General features: G+C 72.1%; 13 protein-coding genes and 1 riboswitch. Of the genes, 8 read left to right on the plus strand and 5 right to left on the minus strand.

The window, feature by feature from the left end:
• Positions 1 to 11 precede the first annotated feature (11 nt).
• A riboswitch (cobalamin riboswitch) is annotated at positions 12 to 164 on the minus strand.
• 62 nt (positions 165 to 226) lie between these two features.
• From gatB to gatC, 3 genes are read right to left on the minus strand one after another with little or no spacing between them, the layout of a single operon-like run.
• Positions 227 to 1,720 carry an Asp-tRNA(Asn)/Glu-tRNA(Gln) amidotransferase subunit GatB gene (gene gatB / locus V7S47_RS04610; RefSeq protein ID WP_336560472.1) on the minus strand — a complete coding sequence of 498 codons (1,494 nt, stop codon included), beginning with the start codon at positions 1,718 to 1,720 and terminating at the stop codon, positions 227 to 229.
• The gene (gene gatA / locus V7S47_RS04615) at positions 1,717 to 3,240 is read right to left on the minus strand and encodes an Asp-tRNA(Asn)/Glu-tRNA(Gln) amidotransferase subunit GatA (RefSeq protein WP_336560473.1); all 1,524 of its coding nucleotides are present in this window, start codon (positions 3,238 to 3,240) and stop codon (positions 1,717 to 1,719) included. Before gatA ends, gatB begins: the two co-directional genes overlap by 4 nt.
• On the minus strand, positions 3,237 to 3,536 hold the full coding sequence (gene gatC / locus V7S47_RS04620; RefSeq protein ID WP_090853493.1) for an Asp-tRNA(Asn)/Glu-tRNA(Gln) amidotransferase subunit GatC: 300 nt from the start codon (positions 3,534 to 3,536) through the stop codon (positions 3,237 to 3,239). Before gatC ends, gatA begins: the two co-directional genes overlap by 4 nt.
• A gap of 81 nt (positions 3,537 to 3,617) precedes the next feature.
• Here gatC and wrbA point away from each other — a divergent pair, with 81 nt between their 5' ends.
• Positions 3,618 to 4,229 carry an NAD(P)H:quinone oxidoreductase gene (wrbA, locus tag V7S47_RS04625; protein WP_090853184.1) on the plus strand — a complete coding sequence of 204 codons (612 nt, stop codon included), beginning with the start codon at positions 3,618 to 3,620 and terminating at the stop codon, positions 4,227 to 4,229.
• Between the two features lie 69 nt (positions 4,230 to 4,298).
• Here the strand turns inward: wrbA and V7S47_RS04630 are convergent, their stop codons facing one another.
• A complete protein-coding gene (locus V7S47_RS04630; protein WP_336560474.1) occupies positions 4,299 to 4,727 on the minus strand; it encodes a hypothetical protein in 429 nt (142 codons plus the stop codon).
• A gap of 129 nt (positions 4,728 to 4,856) precedes the next feature.
• On the opposite strand from V7S47_RS04630, the gene V7S47_RS04635 reads away from it, so the two are divergent.
• Both V7S47_RS04635 and V7S47_RS04640 read left to right on the plus strand, forming a co-directional pair.
• Positions 4,857 to 5,375: a SigE family RNA polymerase sigma factor gene (locus tag V7S47_RS04635; protein WP_336560475.1), complete on the plus strand. Its 519-nt coding sequence runs from the start codon at positions 4,857 to 4,859 to the stop codon at positions 5,373 to 5,375.
• Positions 5,368 to 6,465 carry a hypothetical protein gene (locus V7S47_RS04640; RefSeq protein WP_336560476.1) on the plus strand — a complete coding sequence of 366 codons (1,098 nt, stop codon included), beginning with the start codon at positions 5,368 to 5,370 and terminating at the stop codon, positions 6,463 to 6,465. Before V7S47_RS04635 ends, V7S47_RS04640 begins: the two co-directional genes overlap by 8 nt.
• On the opposite strand, the gene ligA is transcribed toward V7S47_RS04640, so the two are convergent.
• Positions 6,453 to 8,558 carry an NAD-dependent DNA ligase LigA gene (ligA, locus tag V7S47_RS04645; protein WP_336560477.1) on the minus strand — a complete coding sequence of 702 codons (2,106 nt, stop codon included), beginning with the start codon at positions 8,556 to 8,558 and terminating at the stop codon, positions 6,453 to 6,455. The genes V7S47_RS04640 and ligA overlap by 13 nt on opposite strands.
• Before the next feature lie 75 nt (positions 8,559 to 8,633).
• Here ligA and V7S47_RS04650 point away from each other — a divergent pair, with 75 nt between their 5' ends.
• The 5 genes from V7S47_RS04650 to V7S47_RS04670 all read left to right on the plus strand — a co-directional run bounded on the left by V7S47_RS04650 (position 8,634) and on the right by V7S47_RS04670 (position 13,926).
• Positions 8,634 to 9,272, plus strand: coding sequence for an alpha/beta hydrolase (locus V7S47_RS04650; RefSeq protein ID WP_336560478.1), 639 nt, complete (start codon positions 8,634 to 8,636; stop codon positions 9,270 to 9,272).
• A gap of 88 nt (positions 9,273 to 9,360) precedes the next feature.
• Positions 9,361 to 9,951 carry a TetR/AcrR family transcriptional regulator gene (locus V7S47_RS04655; RefSeq protein ID WP_336560479.1) on the plus strand — a complete coding sequence of 197 codons (591 nt, stop codon included), beginning with the start codon at positions 9,361 to 9,363 and terminating at the stop codon, positions 9,949 to 9,951.
• 59 nt (positions 9,952 to 10,010) lie between these two features.
• Positions 10,011 to 11,606: an MFS transporter gene (locus V7S47_RS04660; protein ID WP_336560480.1), complete on the plus strand. Its 1,596-nt coding sequence runs from the start codon at positions 10,011 to 10,013 to the stop codon at positions 11,604 to 11,606.
• 158 nt (positions 11,607 to 11,764) lie between these two features.
• Positions 11,765 to 12,385: a TetR/AcrR family transcriptional regulator gene (locus V7S47_RS04665; protein WP_336560481.1), complete on the plus strand. Its 621-nt coding sequence runs from the start codon at positions 11,765 to 11,767 to the stop codon at positions 12,383 to 12,385.
• Complete coding sequence (locus V7S47_RS04670; RefSeq protein ID WP_336560482.1) at positions 12,382 to 13,926, plus strand: MFS transporter; 1,545 nt, start codon at positions 12,382 to 12,384, stop codon at positions 13,924 to 13,926. The genes V7S47_RS04665 and V7S47_RS04670 overlap by 4 nt, the downstream gene beginning before the upstream one ends.

Genomic DNA, 13,926 nt, shown 5'->3' on the forward strand with positions numbered 1-13,926 from the left:
TCGACAGCGAAGGGTCAGGACGCGTCACGGCAGGTGCTCCGGCTCGCCGCGGAGTACGTCGTACTCCGCGCCACACGGTTGCGGGTCAGCGCCGGGCTCGCACCGGCTTCCCCTGCTGCGGGCGTTGGTGAATGTGTCCCGGCACCATAACCCCGCTCCCGGCGCAGGACGTCATGCGGACCGAGCCCCCGAGGGCTCCCTCCGCATGACGTCCGTCACGCGGGGCTCAGGCCAGCTTCTCCAGGATCAGCTCGCGCACGCGGGCGGCGTCGGCCTGGCCGCGCATCTCCTTCATCACGGCGCCGATGAGGGCGCCAGCGGCCGCGACCTTGCCGTCGCGGATCTTGTCGGCGACGTCGGGGTTGGCGGCGATCGCGGCATCGACCGCGGCACCGAGCGCGCCGTCGTCGGAGACGACCGCGAGCCCGCGGGCCGCGACGATCTCCTCCGGCGTGCCCTCACCGGCCAGCAGGCCGTCGAACACCTGGCGGGCCAGCTTGTCGTTGATCGTGCCGGCGTCGACCAGGGCCTGGACGGCGGCCACCTGGGCCGGGCTCACGCCGAGGTCGACGACGTCGACGCCCGCGTCGTTGGCCCGGCGGGTCAGCTCGGCGATCCACCACTTGCGGGCCGCCTGGGCGGACGCACCGGCGGCGATGGTCTCCTCGATCGGGCCGAGCAGGCCCGAGGCGACCACGTCGCGCATCTCCAGGTCGGTGTAGCCCCACTCGGCCTGCAGCCGGGCCCGGCGCTCGACCGGGTTCTCGGGCAGCGTGCCGCGCAGCTCCTCGACCCACTCCCGACTCGGCGCCACCGGCACCAGGTCGGGCTCCGGGAAGTAGCGGTAGTCGTCGGCGTCGGACTTGGGACGGCCGCTCGTGGTGACGCCGGTGTCCTCGTGCCAGTGCCGGGTCTCCTGGAAGATCGCCTCGCCGCTGTCGAGGATCGCGGCGTGCCGCTGCATCTCGTAGCGGACCGCGCGCTCCACCGAGCGGAAGGAGTTGACGTTCTTGGTCTCGGTGCGGGTGCCGAGCGTGCCGGAGCCCTTCGGGGCGAGCGACAGGTTGACGTCGGCGCGCAGGTTGCCCTGGTCCATCCGGGCCTCGGAGACGCCGAGCGCGACGATCAGGTCACGCAGCTGGCTCACGTAGGCCCGGGCCACCGCCGGCGCCTTGGCCCCGGCGCCGCGGATCGGCTTGGTGACGATCTCGATCAGGGGGATGCCGGCGCGGTTGTAGTCGACCAGCGAGTAGTCGGCGCCGTGGATGCGCCCGGTGGCGCCCCCGACGTGCAGCGACTTGCCGGTGTCCTCCTCCATGTGGGCGCGCTCGATCTCGACGCGGAAGGTCTCCCCGTCCACGTCGACGTCCATCCAGCCCTCGAAGCAGATCGGCTCGTCGTACTGGGAGGTCTGGAAGTTCTTCGGCATGTCCGGGTAGAAGTAGTTCTTCCGTGCGAACCGGCACCACTCCGCGATCTCGCAGTTGAGCGCCAGCCCGATCCGGATCGCCGACTCGACGGCCTTGCCGTTGACGACCGGCATCGCGCCGGGCAGGCCCAGGCAGGTCGGGCAGACCTGGGTGTTCGGCTCGCCGCCGAAGACCGCCGGGCAGCCGCAGAACATCTTGGTCGCGGTGTTCAGCTCGACGTGGACCTCGAGCCCGAGGGCCGGGTCGTACGACGCGAGCACGTCGTCGAAGGCGACGAGGGTGTCACTCATGCCGAATCTCCGTCCAGGGAAGGTGCCTTGTCCAGCAGCGGGGCGCCCCACTGCGCCTCGAGGGCGGCCTCGAGCGCCGCGCCGACGCGGTAGAGGCGGTCGTCGGCGAGCGCGGGGGCCAGGATCTGGAAGCCGGCCGGCAGGCCGTCCTCGTCGGCGAGCCCGCTGGGCAGCGAGATGCCGGGAACGCCCGCGAGGTTGGCGGGGATGGTCGCGAGGTCGTTGAGGTACATCGCGATCGGGTCGTCCAGCTTCTCCCCCAGCTCGAACGCCGTGGTCGGCGCGGTGGGCGAGACCAGCACGTCGACCTGCTCGAAGGCGGCCTCGAAGTCGCGCGTGATGAGCGTGCGCACCTTCTGGGCCGTGCCGTAGTAGGCGTCGTAGTAGCCGCTCGACAGGGCGTAGGTGCCCAGGATGATCCGGCGCTTCACCTCGTCGCCGAAGCCGGCGTCGCGCGAGGCCCGCATGACGTCCTCGGCGCTCGGGTTGTCGATGCCCTCGGGCAGCACCCGCAGGCCGTAGCGCATGGCGTCGAACTTGGCGAGGTTGGAGGACGCCTCGCACGGCATGATCAGGTAGTACGTCGCCAGCGCGTGCACGAAGTTCGGGCAGGACACCTCGACGACCTCGGCGCCGGCCTTGACCAGCAGGTCGACCGACTCCTGGAAGCGGGCCAGCACGCCCGCCTGGTAGCCGTCGCCGGACAGCTCGGTGATCACGCCGACCTTCAGGCCGCTCAGGTCGCCAGCCGCACCCTCGCGGGCGGCCGCGACCAGGTCGGGCAGCGGCTGGTCGATGCTGGTGGAGTCGAGCGGGTCGTGGCCGCCGATCAGCTCGTGCAGCAGCGCGGCGTCGAGGACCGTGCGGGTCACCGGGCCCACCTGGTCGAGGCTGTTGGCCATCGCGACCAGGCCGTAGCGCGAGACCCCGCCGTACGTCGGCTTCACGCCGACCGTGCCGGTCACCGCGCCGGGCTGGCGGATGGAGCCACCGGTGTCGGTGCCGAGGGCCAGCGGCGCCTCGAAGGCGGCGACCGCGGCCGCCGAGCCGCCGCCCGAGCCGCCGGGGATCCGGGTCAGGTCCCAGGGGTTGTGCGTCGGCCCGTACGCCGAGTGCTCCGTCGAGGAGCCCATCGCGAACTCGTCCATGTTGGTCTTGCCGAGGATCGGCAGGCCGGCCGCCTTCAGCTTCGCGACCACCGTGGCGTCGTACGGCGGGACCCAGCCCTCGAGGATCTTCGACCCGCAGGTCGTGGGCAGCCCGTCGGTGGCCAGGACGTCCTTGACCGCGATCGGCACGCCGTCGAGCGCGTGCAGCGGCTCGCCGGCCGCGCGTCGGGCGTCGGAGGCCGCGGCCTGCTCGAGCGCGCCCGCGGCGTCGACGTGGAGGAAGGCGTGCACGGCGCCCTCGACCGCGGCGATGCGGTCGAGCGCGGCCTGGGTCAGCGCCACCGAGGTGGTCTCGCCCGCGGCCAGCGCGTCGGCGGCCTGGGCGGCGGTCAGGCGGGTCAGGTCGCTCACTGCTCGTCCCCCAGGATCCGCGGGACGGCGAAGCGCTGCTGCTCCGAGGCCGGGGCCCCGGAGAGCGCCTGCTCCGGCGTGAGCGAGGGCCGGACGACGTCCTCTCGGAAGACGTTCGTCAGCGGCACGGGGTGGGACGTCGGGGGCACGTCGTCGCCGGCGACGCCGCTGATCGAGGCGACCGACTCCAGGATCACCGACAGCTGCGGGGCCAGGTGGTCGAGCTCGGCGTCGTCCAGGTCGATCCGGGCGAGCGTCGCCAGGTGCGCGACCTCGTCTCTGGTGATCTCAGGCATGGACTCCATCCTAGGAGAGGGAGTCGTTTGTCCCGTCGGCGGTCGGTTACCGGTCTGGTTGAAGGCTCAACCGACCTGCGGATGGAGATCCACCTGATGCCCACCAAGATCGCGATCGTCTACTACTCCTCGTACGGCACGACCCACGCCATGGCGCAGCGGATCGCCGAGACCGCGGAGAAGCACGGCGCCGAGGTCCGGCTGCGGCACGTGCGCGAGACCGCGCCGGCGTCGGCGTACGAGGGGCAGGACGCCTGGAAGGCGCACGTCGAGGAGATCGCCGACGGCCCGTTCGCCGAGCCCGACGACCTGGCCTGGGCCGACGTCGTCGTGATGGGCTCGCCGACCCGCTACGGCCACGTGACCAGCCAGCTGCAGTCGTTCATCGACACCCTCGGCCCGCTGTGGTCGGAGGGCAAGCTGGCCGACAAGGTCTACACCGCGTTCACCTCGTCGCAGACGCTGCACGGCGGCCAGGAGTCGACGCTGCTCGCGCTGCACACGACCTTCGCCCACCTCGGCGGGATCATCGTCCCGCCCGGCTACACCGACGCCCTCAAGTTCAACGACGGCAACCCGTACGGCGTCGGCAAGGTCACCGGGTCCTCCCCCGAGCTCGACGACACCGACCTCGCCGCCCTCGACCACCTGGTCACCCGGGCCCTCGACATCGGCGCGAAGCTCGCCGTCTGACTCCTTCTTCCCCCACGAAGGAAGCGCCGCCACCCGACCGGGTGGCGGCGCTTCGTCGTACGACGGCGATCAGCAGCGGCGGATCTTCTTCAGCTTGATCGGGCCACCGTCGCCCATCTGACCCTGGAACTGGAAGGCCTCCAGGACGAATCGCTTGTCGTTCTTGCGGATCCGCACGGCCACCGGCTTCGAGGTGACGCCCTGGCCGACGATCGGGGTCGCGGCGCGGTCGATCTCCTTCTCGCCCTTCCGCACGATCAGGCCGACGCCGACCTCCGCCTCGCGGCCGTTCACGACCCGGGTGACGACCTTCCAGCTCTTCCCGTTGGGCGTCGACTTCTTGCAGGCCTGCTGCTTCGCGCCCGACCAGGTCTTGATCGTGGCGAACTTCGTCGTCGCACGCTCGGCCGGGGCCGCCTGGGCCTGGGCGAGCGAGGGCACCGCGACGAGCACGGTGGTGGACAGGGTGAGGGCGATGAAACGCCCGATCTTCTTCATGCAACGACAGTTCCACCGATCCGCGGTTCCCGTGGCCGAAGCACGGAACCGAAAGGGTGAATCTCGGACCGCCCAACCGACTACCGGGTCCGCCGCATCTGTGAGGGTGACCCACCGAGGGAGGCGCCGATGCCCAGACCCCCGTCCGACGCGGAGTTCACCGACTTGGTCCATGCCAGCTGGCCGCGCCTCTACCGCACCGCCTACCTCCTGGTCGGCGAGCACGCGCTCGCTGAGGACCTGGTACAGACGGCGCTGGCCAAGACCTACGGGTCCTGGTCCCAGGTGCGCTCACTGGACGCCGCGCCGGCGTACGCCCGCACCGTGCTGGTCAACACCGCCACCTCCTGGTTCCGCCGCCGCTCCTGGCGCAACGAGCGCCCGACCGAGCAGTTGCCCGACCAGGGGTACGACGCCGACCCGGCCGAGCGTCCCGCGATGGTGGCGGCACTCGCCCAGCTGCCGCCGCGGCAGCGTGCCGTGATCGTGCTCCGCTACTACGACGACCTTGGCGTCGCCGAGACCGCCGCCGCCCTCGGCTGCTCCGTCGGCACCGTCAAGAGCCAGACCTCCGACGCCCTCGCCAAGCTGCGCCTGCTGCTCGGCGACGCGGTCGTCCCGCACCCCCTGGGAGCCCCGCATGACTGACCGGCTCAGCACCCTCCTGCACGACGAGGCGGCCGCGCTCGACGTCCCCGCCGCTGACGCGGCCACCGTCCTGCACCGCGGCCGGGCCGTCCGACGTCGCCGCCGGACGGCCCGGATCGCGGGCACCGGCGCCGTCGCCGCGGGTCTCGCCGTCGCGGCCACCCTGGTGGCCGTCTCCCGTGGCGACACCCCCCGCACGGTCGAGCCGGCCGACCCCGAGCCGCACCCGGTCGCCGACACCGGCGTCACCTTCAGCGTCGGCACCACCCTCTGGTACGACGACGCCACCCGCAGCGTGCAGGTCCCGGACGCCGCCGTGAAGTCGCTCTACTACACCTCGGCCGGGGTGCTGGTCCGGCACGGCGACAACGGCTACAGCGACGGAGGTGGCGAGCAGCGCTTCTCGCTGGTCACCCCCGACGGCGAGATCCGACCCGTCGGAGTGGTCACCGAGGAGGTGGCCCACACGACCGATCCCACGCAGCCCTACCTGGCCTGGACCCAGTCGGTGGACGGGGTGGCCGAGCTGGTCGTGCACGACGTCTCCACCGACCAGGAGGTCGCTCGGGTCGCGCTGCCCGATCTCGACACCGATGGCTTCCAGCAGACCGTGCTCACCGGCGACACCGCGTACGTGAGCTCCGGGGACGAGTCGGTCCGGGTGAGCTGGCGCAACGGCGAGACCGAGTCGCTGGACGAGGTGATCACCGAGGTCGGCGGGGAGCATGCCCTCGTCGACGGCTCGGTGATCGACCTGGCCAGCGGCCTCACGGTCTACCGTCCGAGGCAGCGTGACGTCTGGCTGGACCTCTCCCCCGACGGCCACTACCTCCTGATCGGCCGAGAAGTCTCGACCAGGACGTCGTTCAGCGTGGTCGACCTGGACGAGCAGCGGGGTGCCGTTCGCCTGGCCGGCCCGACGCCGTACACCTGGACCGCCGGCAGCGTGCTGGCCAGCGTCTCCGTCGGCGAGGTCGCGGTCTGCGCCCCCGACACCGGCGTGTGCGCGGCGTCGCTGAAGGACTTCGGGATGGACGAGCAGGAGTTCCGGGCCGGCCTCCGCCTAGGCGGCGCGACCTACGAGTCCTGAGCCTCCTCGGCCGGCGGCGGACCGTTCTCGAGCAGCGCCGTGAAGCCGGCCTCGTCGAGCACGGGGACACCGAGCTGCTCGGCCTTGTCGGCCTTGGAGCCGGCGTTCTCGCCGACCACGACGAAGTCGGTCTTCTTCGACACCGAGCCGGACGCCTTGCCGCCGCGGGACAGGATCGCCTCCTTGGCGGAGTCGCGGCTGTAGCCCTCGAGGGAGCCGGTGACCACGATGGTCAGGCCCTCCAGGGTGCGCGGCGTCGACTCGTCGCGCTCGTCCTGCATGGAGACGCCGGCGGCGGTCCACTTCTCGACGATCGCGACGTGCCAGTCGACCTCGAACCACTCGATGACGGCCCGCGCGATCGTCGGCCCGACGCCCTCGGCGGCGGCCAGCTCCTCCTCGGTCGCGGCGCGGATCGCGGTCATCGAGCCGAACTCCTGCGCGAGCGCGCGGGAGGCGCTCGGGCCGGTGTGCCGGATCGACAGCGCGACGAGCACCCGCCAGAGCGGGACGTCCTTGCGGGAGCCGAGGTTGTCGAGGAGCCGCTGGCCGTTGGCGCTCAGCACCCGGTCGCCGTCCTCGCCCTTCTTGGCCGCGCGGGTGAACAGCTCCGTCGCGAGCAGCTTGTCCGCGTCGAGGTCGAAGACGTCGCCCTCGTTGGCGATCACGCCCGCGTCGAGGAGCGCCGTCGCCGCCTCGTAGCCGAGGCCCTCGATGTCGAAGGCGCTGCGGCCGGCCACGAAGTAGACCCGCTCGCGCACCTGGCCCGGGCAGCGCTCGTGGTTGGGGCAGCGCCGGTCCTTGTCGCCCTCCTTCTGCTCGACCAGGCCGGCCCCGCAGGCGGGGCAGGTGGTCGGCGGCACCCACGGCTGGAGCCCCTCGGGGCGCAGCGCGAGCACCGGGCCCACGATCTCGGGGATCACGTCGCCGGCCTTGCGCAGGATCACCGTGTCGCCCGGGCGGACGTCCTTGCGCTCGACCTCGTAGAAGTTGTGGAGGGTGGCGTTCTCGACGGTCGAGCCCGCGACCCGCGTCGGCTCCATGACGCCGTACGGCGTGACGCGGCCGGTGCGACCCACGTTGACCTCGATGGAACGCAGCTCGGCGTTGACCTCCTCGGGCGGGTACTTGAACGCGATCGCCCAGCGCGGAGCCCGGCTGGTCGAGCCCAGCCGGCGCTGCAGCCCGACGTCGTCGACCTTCACCACGACGCCGTCGATCTCGTAGGGAACGATCGTGTGACGCCGCTCGCCGGCGTCGGCGATGAACGCCTCGACCTCCGCGAGGGTCGGCACCACGCGGACCGCTTCGCTGGTGGGCAGGCCCCAGGCGGCCAGCGCCTCGTAGGCGTGGGACTGGGCCTGCGGCTCGAAGCCGCGGCGCTCGCCGATGCCGTGGCAGACCATCCCGAGCGCGCGGGTGGCCGTGACCCGCGGGTCCTTCTGCCGCAGGGAACCGGCGGCCGCGTTGCGGGGGTTGGCGAAGACCGGCCGGCCGGCGTCGGTCATCGACTCGTTGAGCCGCTCGAAGGCCGCGACCGGCAGGAACACCTCGCCGCGGACCTCGATCAGCTCGGGCACCGGGAACTCGTCGGTGCCGCTCAGCCGCCGCGGGACCGAGTCGATGGTGCGCACGTTGGGCGTGACGTCCTCGCCGGTCGTGCCGTCCCCGCGGGTCAGCGCCCGGACCAGCAGGCCGTCCTCGTAGAGCAGGTTGATCGCCAGGCCGTCGACCTTCAGTTCGCACAGCAGCGCCGGTGCCTCGATGCCGTCGCGGCCGAGCCGGGCGTACCAGCTCTCCAGCTCCTCGGTGGAGAACGCGTTGTCGAGGCTCTCCATCCGCCGGAGGTGGTCGACCGCGGTGAACTCGGTCGACACCGCGCCGCCGACGGTCTGGGTCGGCGAGCCGGGGGTGCGCAGCTCGGGGAACTCCTCCTCCAGCGCCTCCAGCCGCCGCAGCCGCTGGTCGAAGTCGGCGTCCGACAGCGTCGGGCTGTCCAGCACGTAGTAGCGCCAGCGCGCGTCCTCGATCTCCTCGCTGAGCCGGCGGTGCTCCTCGCGGGCGTCGGCCGTGGCGGGCGTCGGGTCGGTCATGGGGCTATCTTGCCGGTCCGCACCGACAGTCGGGCCGACCCCCATCCACCCGGCCGGCCGCGCCGAACACCGGAGGTGCCCGACCTCCACCTGACCCGCCTCGACCCGCCCGGGGCGAGCGGCGTCGTCCTGCTCCTGCACGGCGGCAAGCCGACCTCCACCCGCCCGGTCGACGGCCGCAGCGCCTCCTGGCGCCGGATGGCGGCCCTGCAGCGCGACCTCGCGCCGGGGTACGCCGCGCACGGGCTCGCGACCTGGCTGCTGCGCTACTCCCACCGCGGCTGGAACGGCGACGGCGCGGGTCCGGTCGCCGACGCCCGCGCCGCCCTCGACGAGGTACGGCGGGCGCACGGCGCCGTCCCGGTGGTGCTCCTGGGCCACTCGATGGGCGCGCGCACCGGCTCCCGCGTGGCCGACGACCCGTCCGTGCGGGGCCTGGTCGCGCTGGCCCCCTGGTTCGAGCCGGGCGACCCGGTCGCCGCGCTGGCCGGCCGGCACCTGCGGGCCGCGCACGGGCGTGCGGACCGGATCACCTCGGCCCGCCGTACCCGGGAGTTCGTGAGGCGGGCGGAACACCTCGCCGCCTCCGTGGCGTTCACCGACATGGGACCGGTGGGCCACTACCTGCTGCGCCGGGTCGACGCCTGGCGGGCCTTCGCCCTCGACGCCGTGGTCGACATCACCGGACGATCGGCCGGTCTAGACCGGAAATGAGCTGGCGGGAACATCTCGGCCGCCCTACGCTGTTGCCGATGAAACGAAACGGTTTCGTTTCATTGTGTCCACCGTCACAGGAGTGCAGATGACCCCGTCCGAGGCAGCCGCTGTCGTGCGGCCGCGCGTCGAGGGCGACCGTGAGCTGGAGATCCTCACGGCCACGCTCGAGGTGCTCGCCGACCTCGGCTACGACCGGTTGACCATGGACGCCGTCGCCACGCGGGCCAAGGCGTCCAAGGCCACGCTCTACCGGCGCTGGACCAACAAGGTGAGCCTCGTCATCGACGCCGTGGCGCACTCCAAGGGCCCCCACGAGCTGCCCGACACCGGCAGCCTCGAGGGCGACCTGAAGGCCATGTTCTGCGGGATGGGCGGCCTGGCCGACCAGGAGACGGTCGCGACGTTCGCCGCGGTCGTCACCGCCCTCACCCGGGACCCGGCCTTCGCCGAGGCGTTCCGCCGCGACGTCATCGGCCCCAAGATCGCGGCCTCCCGACTCGTCTGGGAGCGCGCCGCCGCTCGCGGCGAGCTCAAGGACGGCCTCGACCTCGACCTGTTCGAGCCGGCCCTCGCCGGCATCGTCATGCACCGCCTGTTCGTGATGGGCGAGATGCCCGACCCCGACCTGATCACCCGCGTGATCGACCAGATCATCCTGCCCTCGGCGACCCGCTGAGCGTGCGAGCAAACCCTCCGGCCACCACCCCGGAAGACCCAGAGAAGGAAATCCCTCCCATGACCGACACCGCGACTCCCCCGGTGCACGCCGCCACGGGCAAGGCGCTCCACCTCGGATGGGCCCTCGTGCTCATCTCGATGGCGCAGCTGATGGTGGTGCTCGACGCCTCCATCGCGAACATCGCGCTGCCCTTCATCGGCAACGACCTGAACATCAACGACGCCAACCTGACCTGGATCGTCACCGGCTACGCCCTCGCCTTCGGCGGCCTGCTGCTGCTCGGCGGCCGCCTCGGTGACCTTTACGGCCGGCGCCGCGTCTTCATGATCGGCCTCGCGGTCTTCGCGATCGCCTCGCTGCTCGGTGGCTTCGCCCAGAACGAGGCGCTGCTGCTCGCCTCCCGCGGCCTCCAGGGCCTCGGAGCGGCCCTGGCCTCCCCCGCCGCCCTGGCGCTGATCACCACGACGTTCCCGGCCGGCCCGGCGCGCAACCGCGCGTTCGCGGTCTACGCCGCCATGTCGGGTGCCGGCGCGGCCGTCGGCCTGATCCTCGGTGGCTGGCTCACCGGGCTCGACCCGGTCCTCGGCCTCGAGGGCTGGCGCTGGACCTTCCTGATCAACGTCCCGATCGGCCTCGTGGCGGCCTTCCTCGCCCCGCGCTTCCTCAACGAGTCCGAGTCGCACCCGGGCCAGCTCGACATCCCCGGCGCCATCACCGGCACCCTCGGCCTGCTCGGCCTGGTCTACGGATTCAGCCGGGCCGGCGAGGAGGCGCACGGCTGGGGCGACACCTGGACCATCGCGTCCCTGGCGGCCGGCGCCGTCCTGCTCGCCGTCTTCGCCGTCGTCGAGTCCCGGGTCGCGCACCCGCTGCTCCCCGTCCGGGTCTTCGCCAACCGCACCCGCGCCACCAGCTTCCTGGTGATGGCGCTCGTGCCGGCCGCGATGTTCGCGATGTTCTACTTCCTCAGCCTCTTCATCCAGCTGGTCGTGGGCTACAGCCCGCTGCACACCGGCTTCGCGTTCCTGCCGTTCTCGGTCGGCATCGTGATCGGCGCGGGTCTCTCGTCGAACCTGGTCAACCGGGTCGACCCCCGGTTCATCGCCGGCATCGGCACGCTGATGGCCGCGGTCGCCCTGTTCGGGTTCTCGCGCCTCGAGGTCCCCACCGGTGCAGCCGACCTGCTGGCCGTCACCCAGGACAACTTCCTCGGCGACGGCGTGAACTACTGGAGCTCCATCTTCCCGTTCATCGTCCTGATGTCGGTCGGCATGGGCATGGTCTTCGTGCCGCTCACCCTGACCGCGGTGCACCACCTCCGCGCCGAGGACTCCGGCATCGGCTCGGGCGTGCTGAACACGATGCAGCAGGTCGGCGGCGCGCTCGGCCTGGCCATCCTCAGCACGGTCTCGCTGCAGGCCGCGGACGGCACCAAGACCGACCTGTTCCGCGACCTGGTCGCCCAGGGCGCGACGCCCGACCAGGCCGGTTCGCTCGCCTTCCTCGGCTCGTTCACCGAGGGCGCGACCGCCGCGTTCCTGGTGGGCGCGGGCCTGATCGCCGTGGGCTCGCTCGCCACCTGGCTCTTCCTCAACGTCAAGCACGAGGAGCTCGCGACCGACGGTCCCGAGGGTGGGGTCCACGTGGGCTGACCGCCCACCACGCTCCACGTCGTACGACGGCCCGCCCGGTGATCCCGGGCGGGCCGTCGCTATTTGCTTGGCAGGGAGAACCGGTTCCACCTACGCTGATCGCCGACAGAACGGAACCGTTTCGTTCCATCTGCGGCCGCGACCGCCGAGGAGTGCCGATGACCCCGACCGAGGCCGCCGTCCAGCGCCCCCGGGTCGAGGGCGACCGCGAGCTGGAGATCCTCGCGGCCACCCTCGCCGTGCTCGCCGACGTCGGCTACGACCGGCTCACCATGGACGCCGTCGCCACCCGGGCCAAGGCCTCCAAGGCGACGCTCTACCGGCGCTGGACCAACAAGGTCAGCCTGGTCATCGACGCGCTCGTCCATTCCAAGGGCCCCCAGGAGGTCCCCGACACGGGCAGCCTGCAGGGCGACCTGGAAGCCGTCTTCTGCGGCATGGGCGGCCTCGTCGATCCCGAGACGGTGGCCACCTTCGGTGCCGTCGTCACCGCGCTGACCCGCGACCCCGCGTTCGCCGAGGCGTTCCGGCGCGACGTCCTCGGGCCCAAGATCGAGGCCTCCCGACTGATCTGGCAGCGCGCGGCCGAGCGCGGCGACCTCCGCGACGACCTCGACCTCGACCTCTTCGAGCCGGCGCTCGCCGGCATCGTGCTGCATCGCGTCTTCATCATGGGCGAGACCCCGGACCCGGGCCTGATCACCCGGGTCATCGAGCAGATCATCGTGCCGTCCGCCTCGCGCCCGGCCCCCTCCCAGCAGGCAGGAACCCCGTCATGACCGACACCACACGCGACACCGAGTCGAGCTCCGCCGCCGCGGGCCAGCACCTCGGCTGGGCCTTGGTCCTCATCTGCGTGGCCCAGCTGATGGTCGTGCTGGACGGCACGATCGCCAACATCGCCATCCCGTTCATCTCCAACGACCTCGAGATCGACGAGGCCAACCGGACCTGGATCGTCACCGGCTACGCCCTGGCCTTCGGCGGCCTGCTGCTGCTCGGCGGTCGCCTCGGCGACCTCTACGGCCGCCGCCGGCTGTTCATGACCGGCCTCATCCTGTTCGCGGTCGCCTCGGGCCTCGGCGGCCTGGCGACCAACGAGGCGATGCTCATCGGCTCCCGCGCGCTGCAGGGCGCCGGCGCGGCGATGGCGGCGCCCGCTGCCCTCGCGCTGATCACCACCACGTTCCCGGCCGGGCCCTCGCGCAACCGGGCCTTCGCCGTGTACGCCGCCATGTCCGGCGTCGGCGCCGCCGTCGGGCTGATCCTCGGGGGCTGGCTGACCGGCCTCGACCCTGAGCTCGGCTGGCGCCTCACCTTCTTGATCAACACCCCGATCGGCCTGGCCGCCGCCCTGCTGGCGCCCCGGTTCCTCGCCGAGTCGGAGCCGCACCCGGGCGAGATGGACGTCCCCGGCGCCATCACGGCCACCCTCGGTCTGCTCGGCGTCGTCTACGGCATCACCCGCGCCGGCGAGGACGGCTGGGGCGACACCTGGACCATCGCGAGCCTGGGCTCCGGCCTCGTGCTGCTCGTCGCCTTCGGCGTCATCGAGAGCCGGGTGGCCCACCCCCTGCTGCCGTTCCGCGTGTTCCTGAACCGCACCCGGGCGTCCAGCTTCGTGGCGATGTTCCTCGCGCCGGCGGCGATGTTCGCGATGTTCTACTTCCTCAGCCAGTACATCCAGCTGGTCATGGGCTACAGCCCGCTGCACGCCGGCGTCGCGTTCCTGCCGTTCTGCTTCGGCATCATGGCCGCGGCCGCGATCGGCTCCAACCTGATCAACCACGTCGACCCGCGCTTCCTCGCCGGGGTCGGCACCCTGATGGCGGCCGGCGGCCTGTTCGGCTTCTCGCGGCTCCCGTACGACGACACGTTCCCGCTCGGCCACACCGAGGCGAGCTACTGGACCGACCTGCTGCCGTTCATCCTGGTGATGTCGTTCGGCATGGGCATGACGTTCATCCCGCTGACCCTCACCGCGGTGCACCACCTGCGGACCGAGGACTCCGGCATCGGCTCGGGCGTCCTCAACACCATGCAGCAGGTCGGCGGCGCGCTCGGCCTCTCGATCCTGGCGACCGTCTTCACGACGGTCCTCAACAACCGCCAGGACGACGTCGCGGCCGCCGGGGCCAGCGGCACCAACCCCGGCGATCCCGCGGCGATCGCGTCCCAGCTCTTCACCGAGGGAGCGACCCACGCCTTCCTGGTGGGCGCGCTGATGATGCTCGCCGCCTCGGTCATCGTGTGGGTCTTCCTCGACGTCAAGCACGCCGAGCTGGCCACCGACGGCCCCGAGGGCGTGCACGTCGGCTGA

It is taken from the genome of Nocardioides sp. CCNWLW216 (assembly GCF_037120545.1).
Taxonomy (GTDB): Bacteria; Actinomycetota; Actinomycetes; order Propionibacteriales; family Nocardioidaceae; genus Nocardioides; species Nocardioides lianchengensis.

Excerpts from the sequence above, each read along its gene's own strand:
- gatB (WP_336560472.1), bottom strand. The coding sequence starts at position 1,720 with ATGAGTGACACCCTCGTCGCCTTCGACGACGTGCTCGCGTCGTACGAC.
- gatC (WP_090853493.1), bottom strand. The coding sequence starts at position 3,536 with ATGCCTGAGATCACCAGAGACGAGGTCGCGCACCTGGCGACGCTCGCC.
- wrbA (WP_090853184.1), top strand. The coding sequence starts at position 3,618 with ATGGAGATCCACCTGATGCCCACCAAGATCGCGATCGTCTACTACTCC.
- V7S47_RS04630 (WP_336560474.1), bottom strand. The coding sequence starts at position 4,727 with ATGAAGAAGATCGGGCGTTTCATCGCCCTCACCCTGTCCACCACCGTG.
- V7S47_RS04635 (WP_336560475.1), top strand. The coding sequence starts at position 4,857 with ATGCCCAGACCCCCGTCCGACGCGGAGTTCACCGACTTGGTCCATGCC.
- V7S47_RS04640 (WP_336560476.1), top strand. The coding sequence starts at position 5,368 with ATGACTGACCGGCTCAGCACCCTCCTGCACGACGAGGCGGCCGCGCTC.
- ligA (WP_336560477.1), bottom strand. The coding sequence starts at position 8,558 with ATGACCGACCCGACGCCCGCCACGGCCGACGCCCGCGAGGAGCACCGC.
- V7S47_RS04655 (WP_336560479.1), top strand. The coding sequence starts at position 9,361 with ATGACCCCGTCCGAGGCAGCCGCTGTCGTGCGGCCGCGCGTCGAGGGC.
- V7S47_RS04660 (WP_336560480.1), top strand. The coding sequence starts at position 10,011 with ATGACCGACACCGCGACTCCCCCGGTGCACGCCGCCACGGGCAAGGCG.
- V7S47_RS04665 (WP_336560481.1), top strand. The coding sequence starts at position 11,765 with ATGACCCCGACCGAGGCCGCCGTCCAGCGCCCCCGGGTCGAGGGCGAC.
- V7S47_RS04670 (WP_336560482.1), top strand. The coding sequence starts at position 12,382 with ATGACCGACACCACACGCGACACCGAGTCGAGCTCCGCCGCCGCGGGC.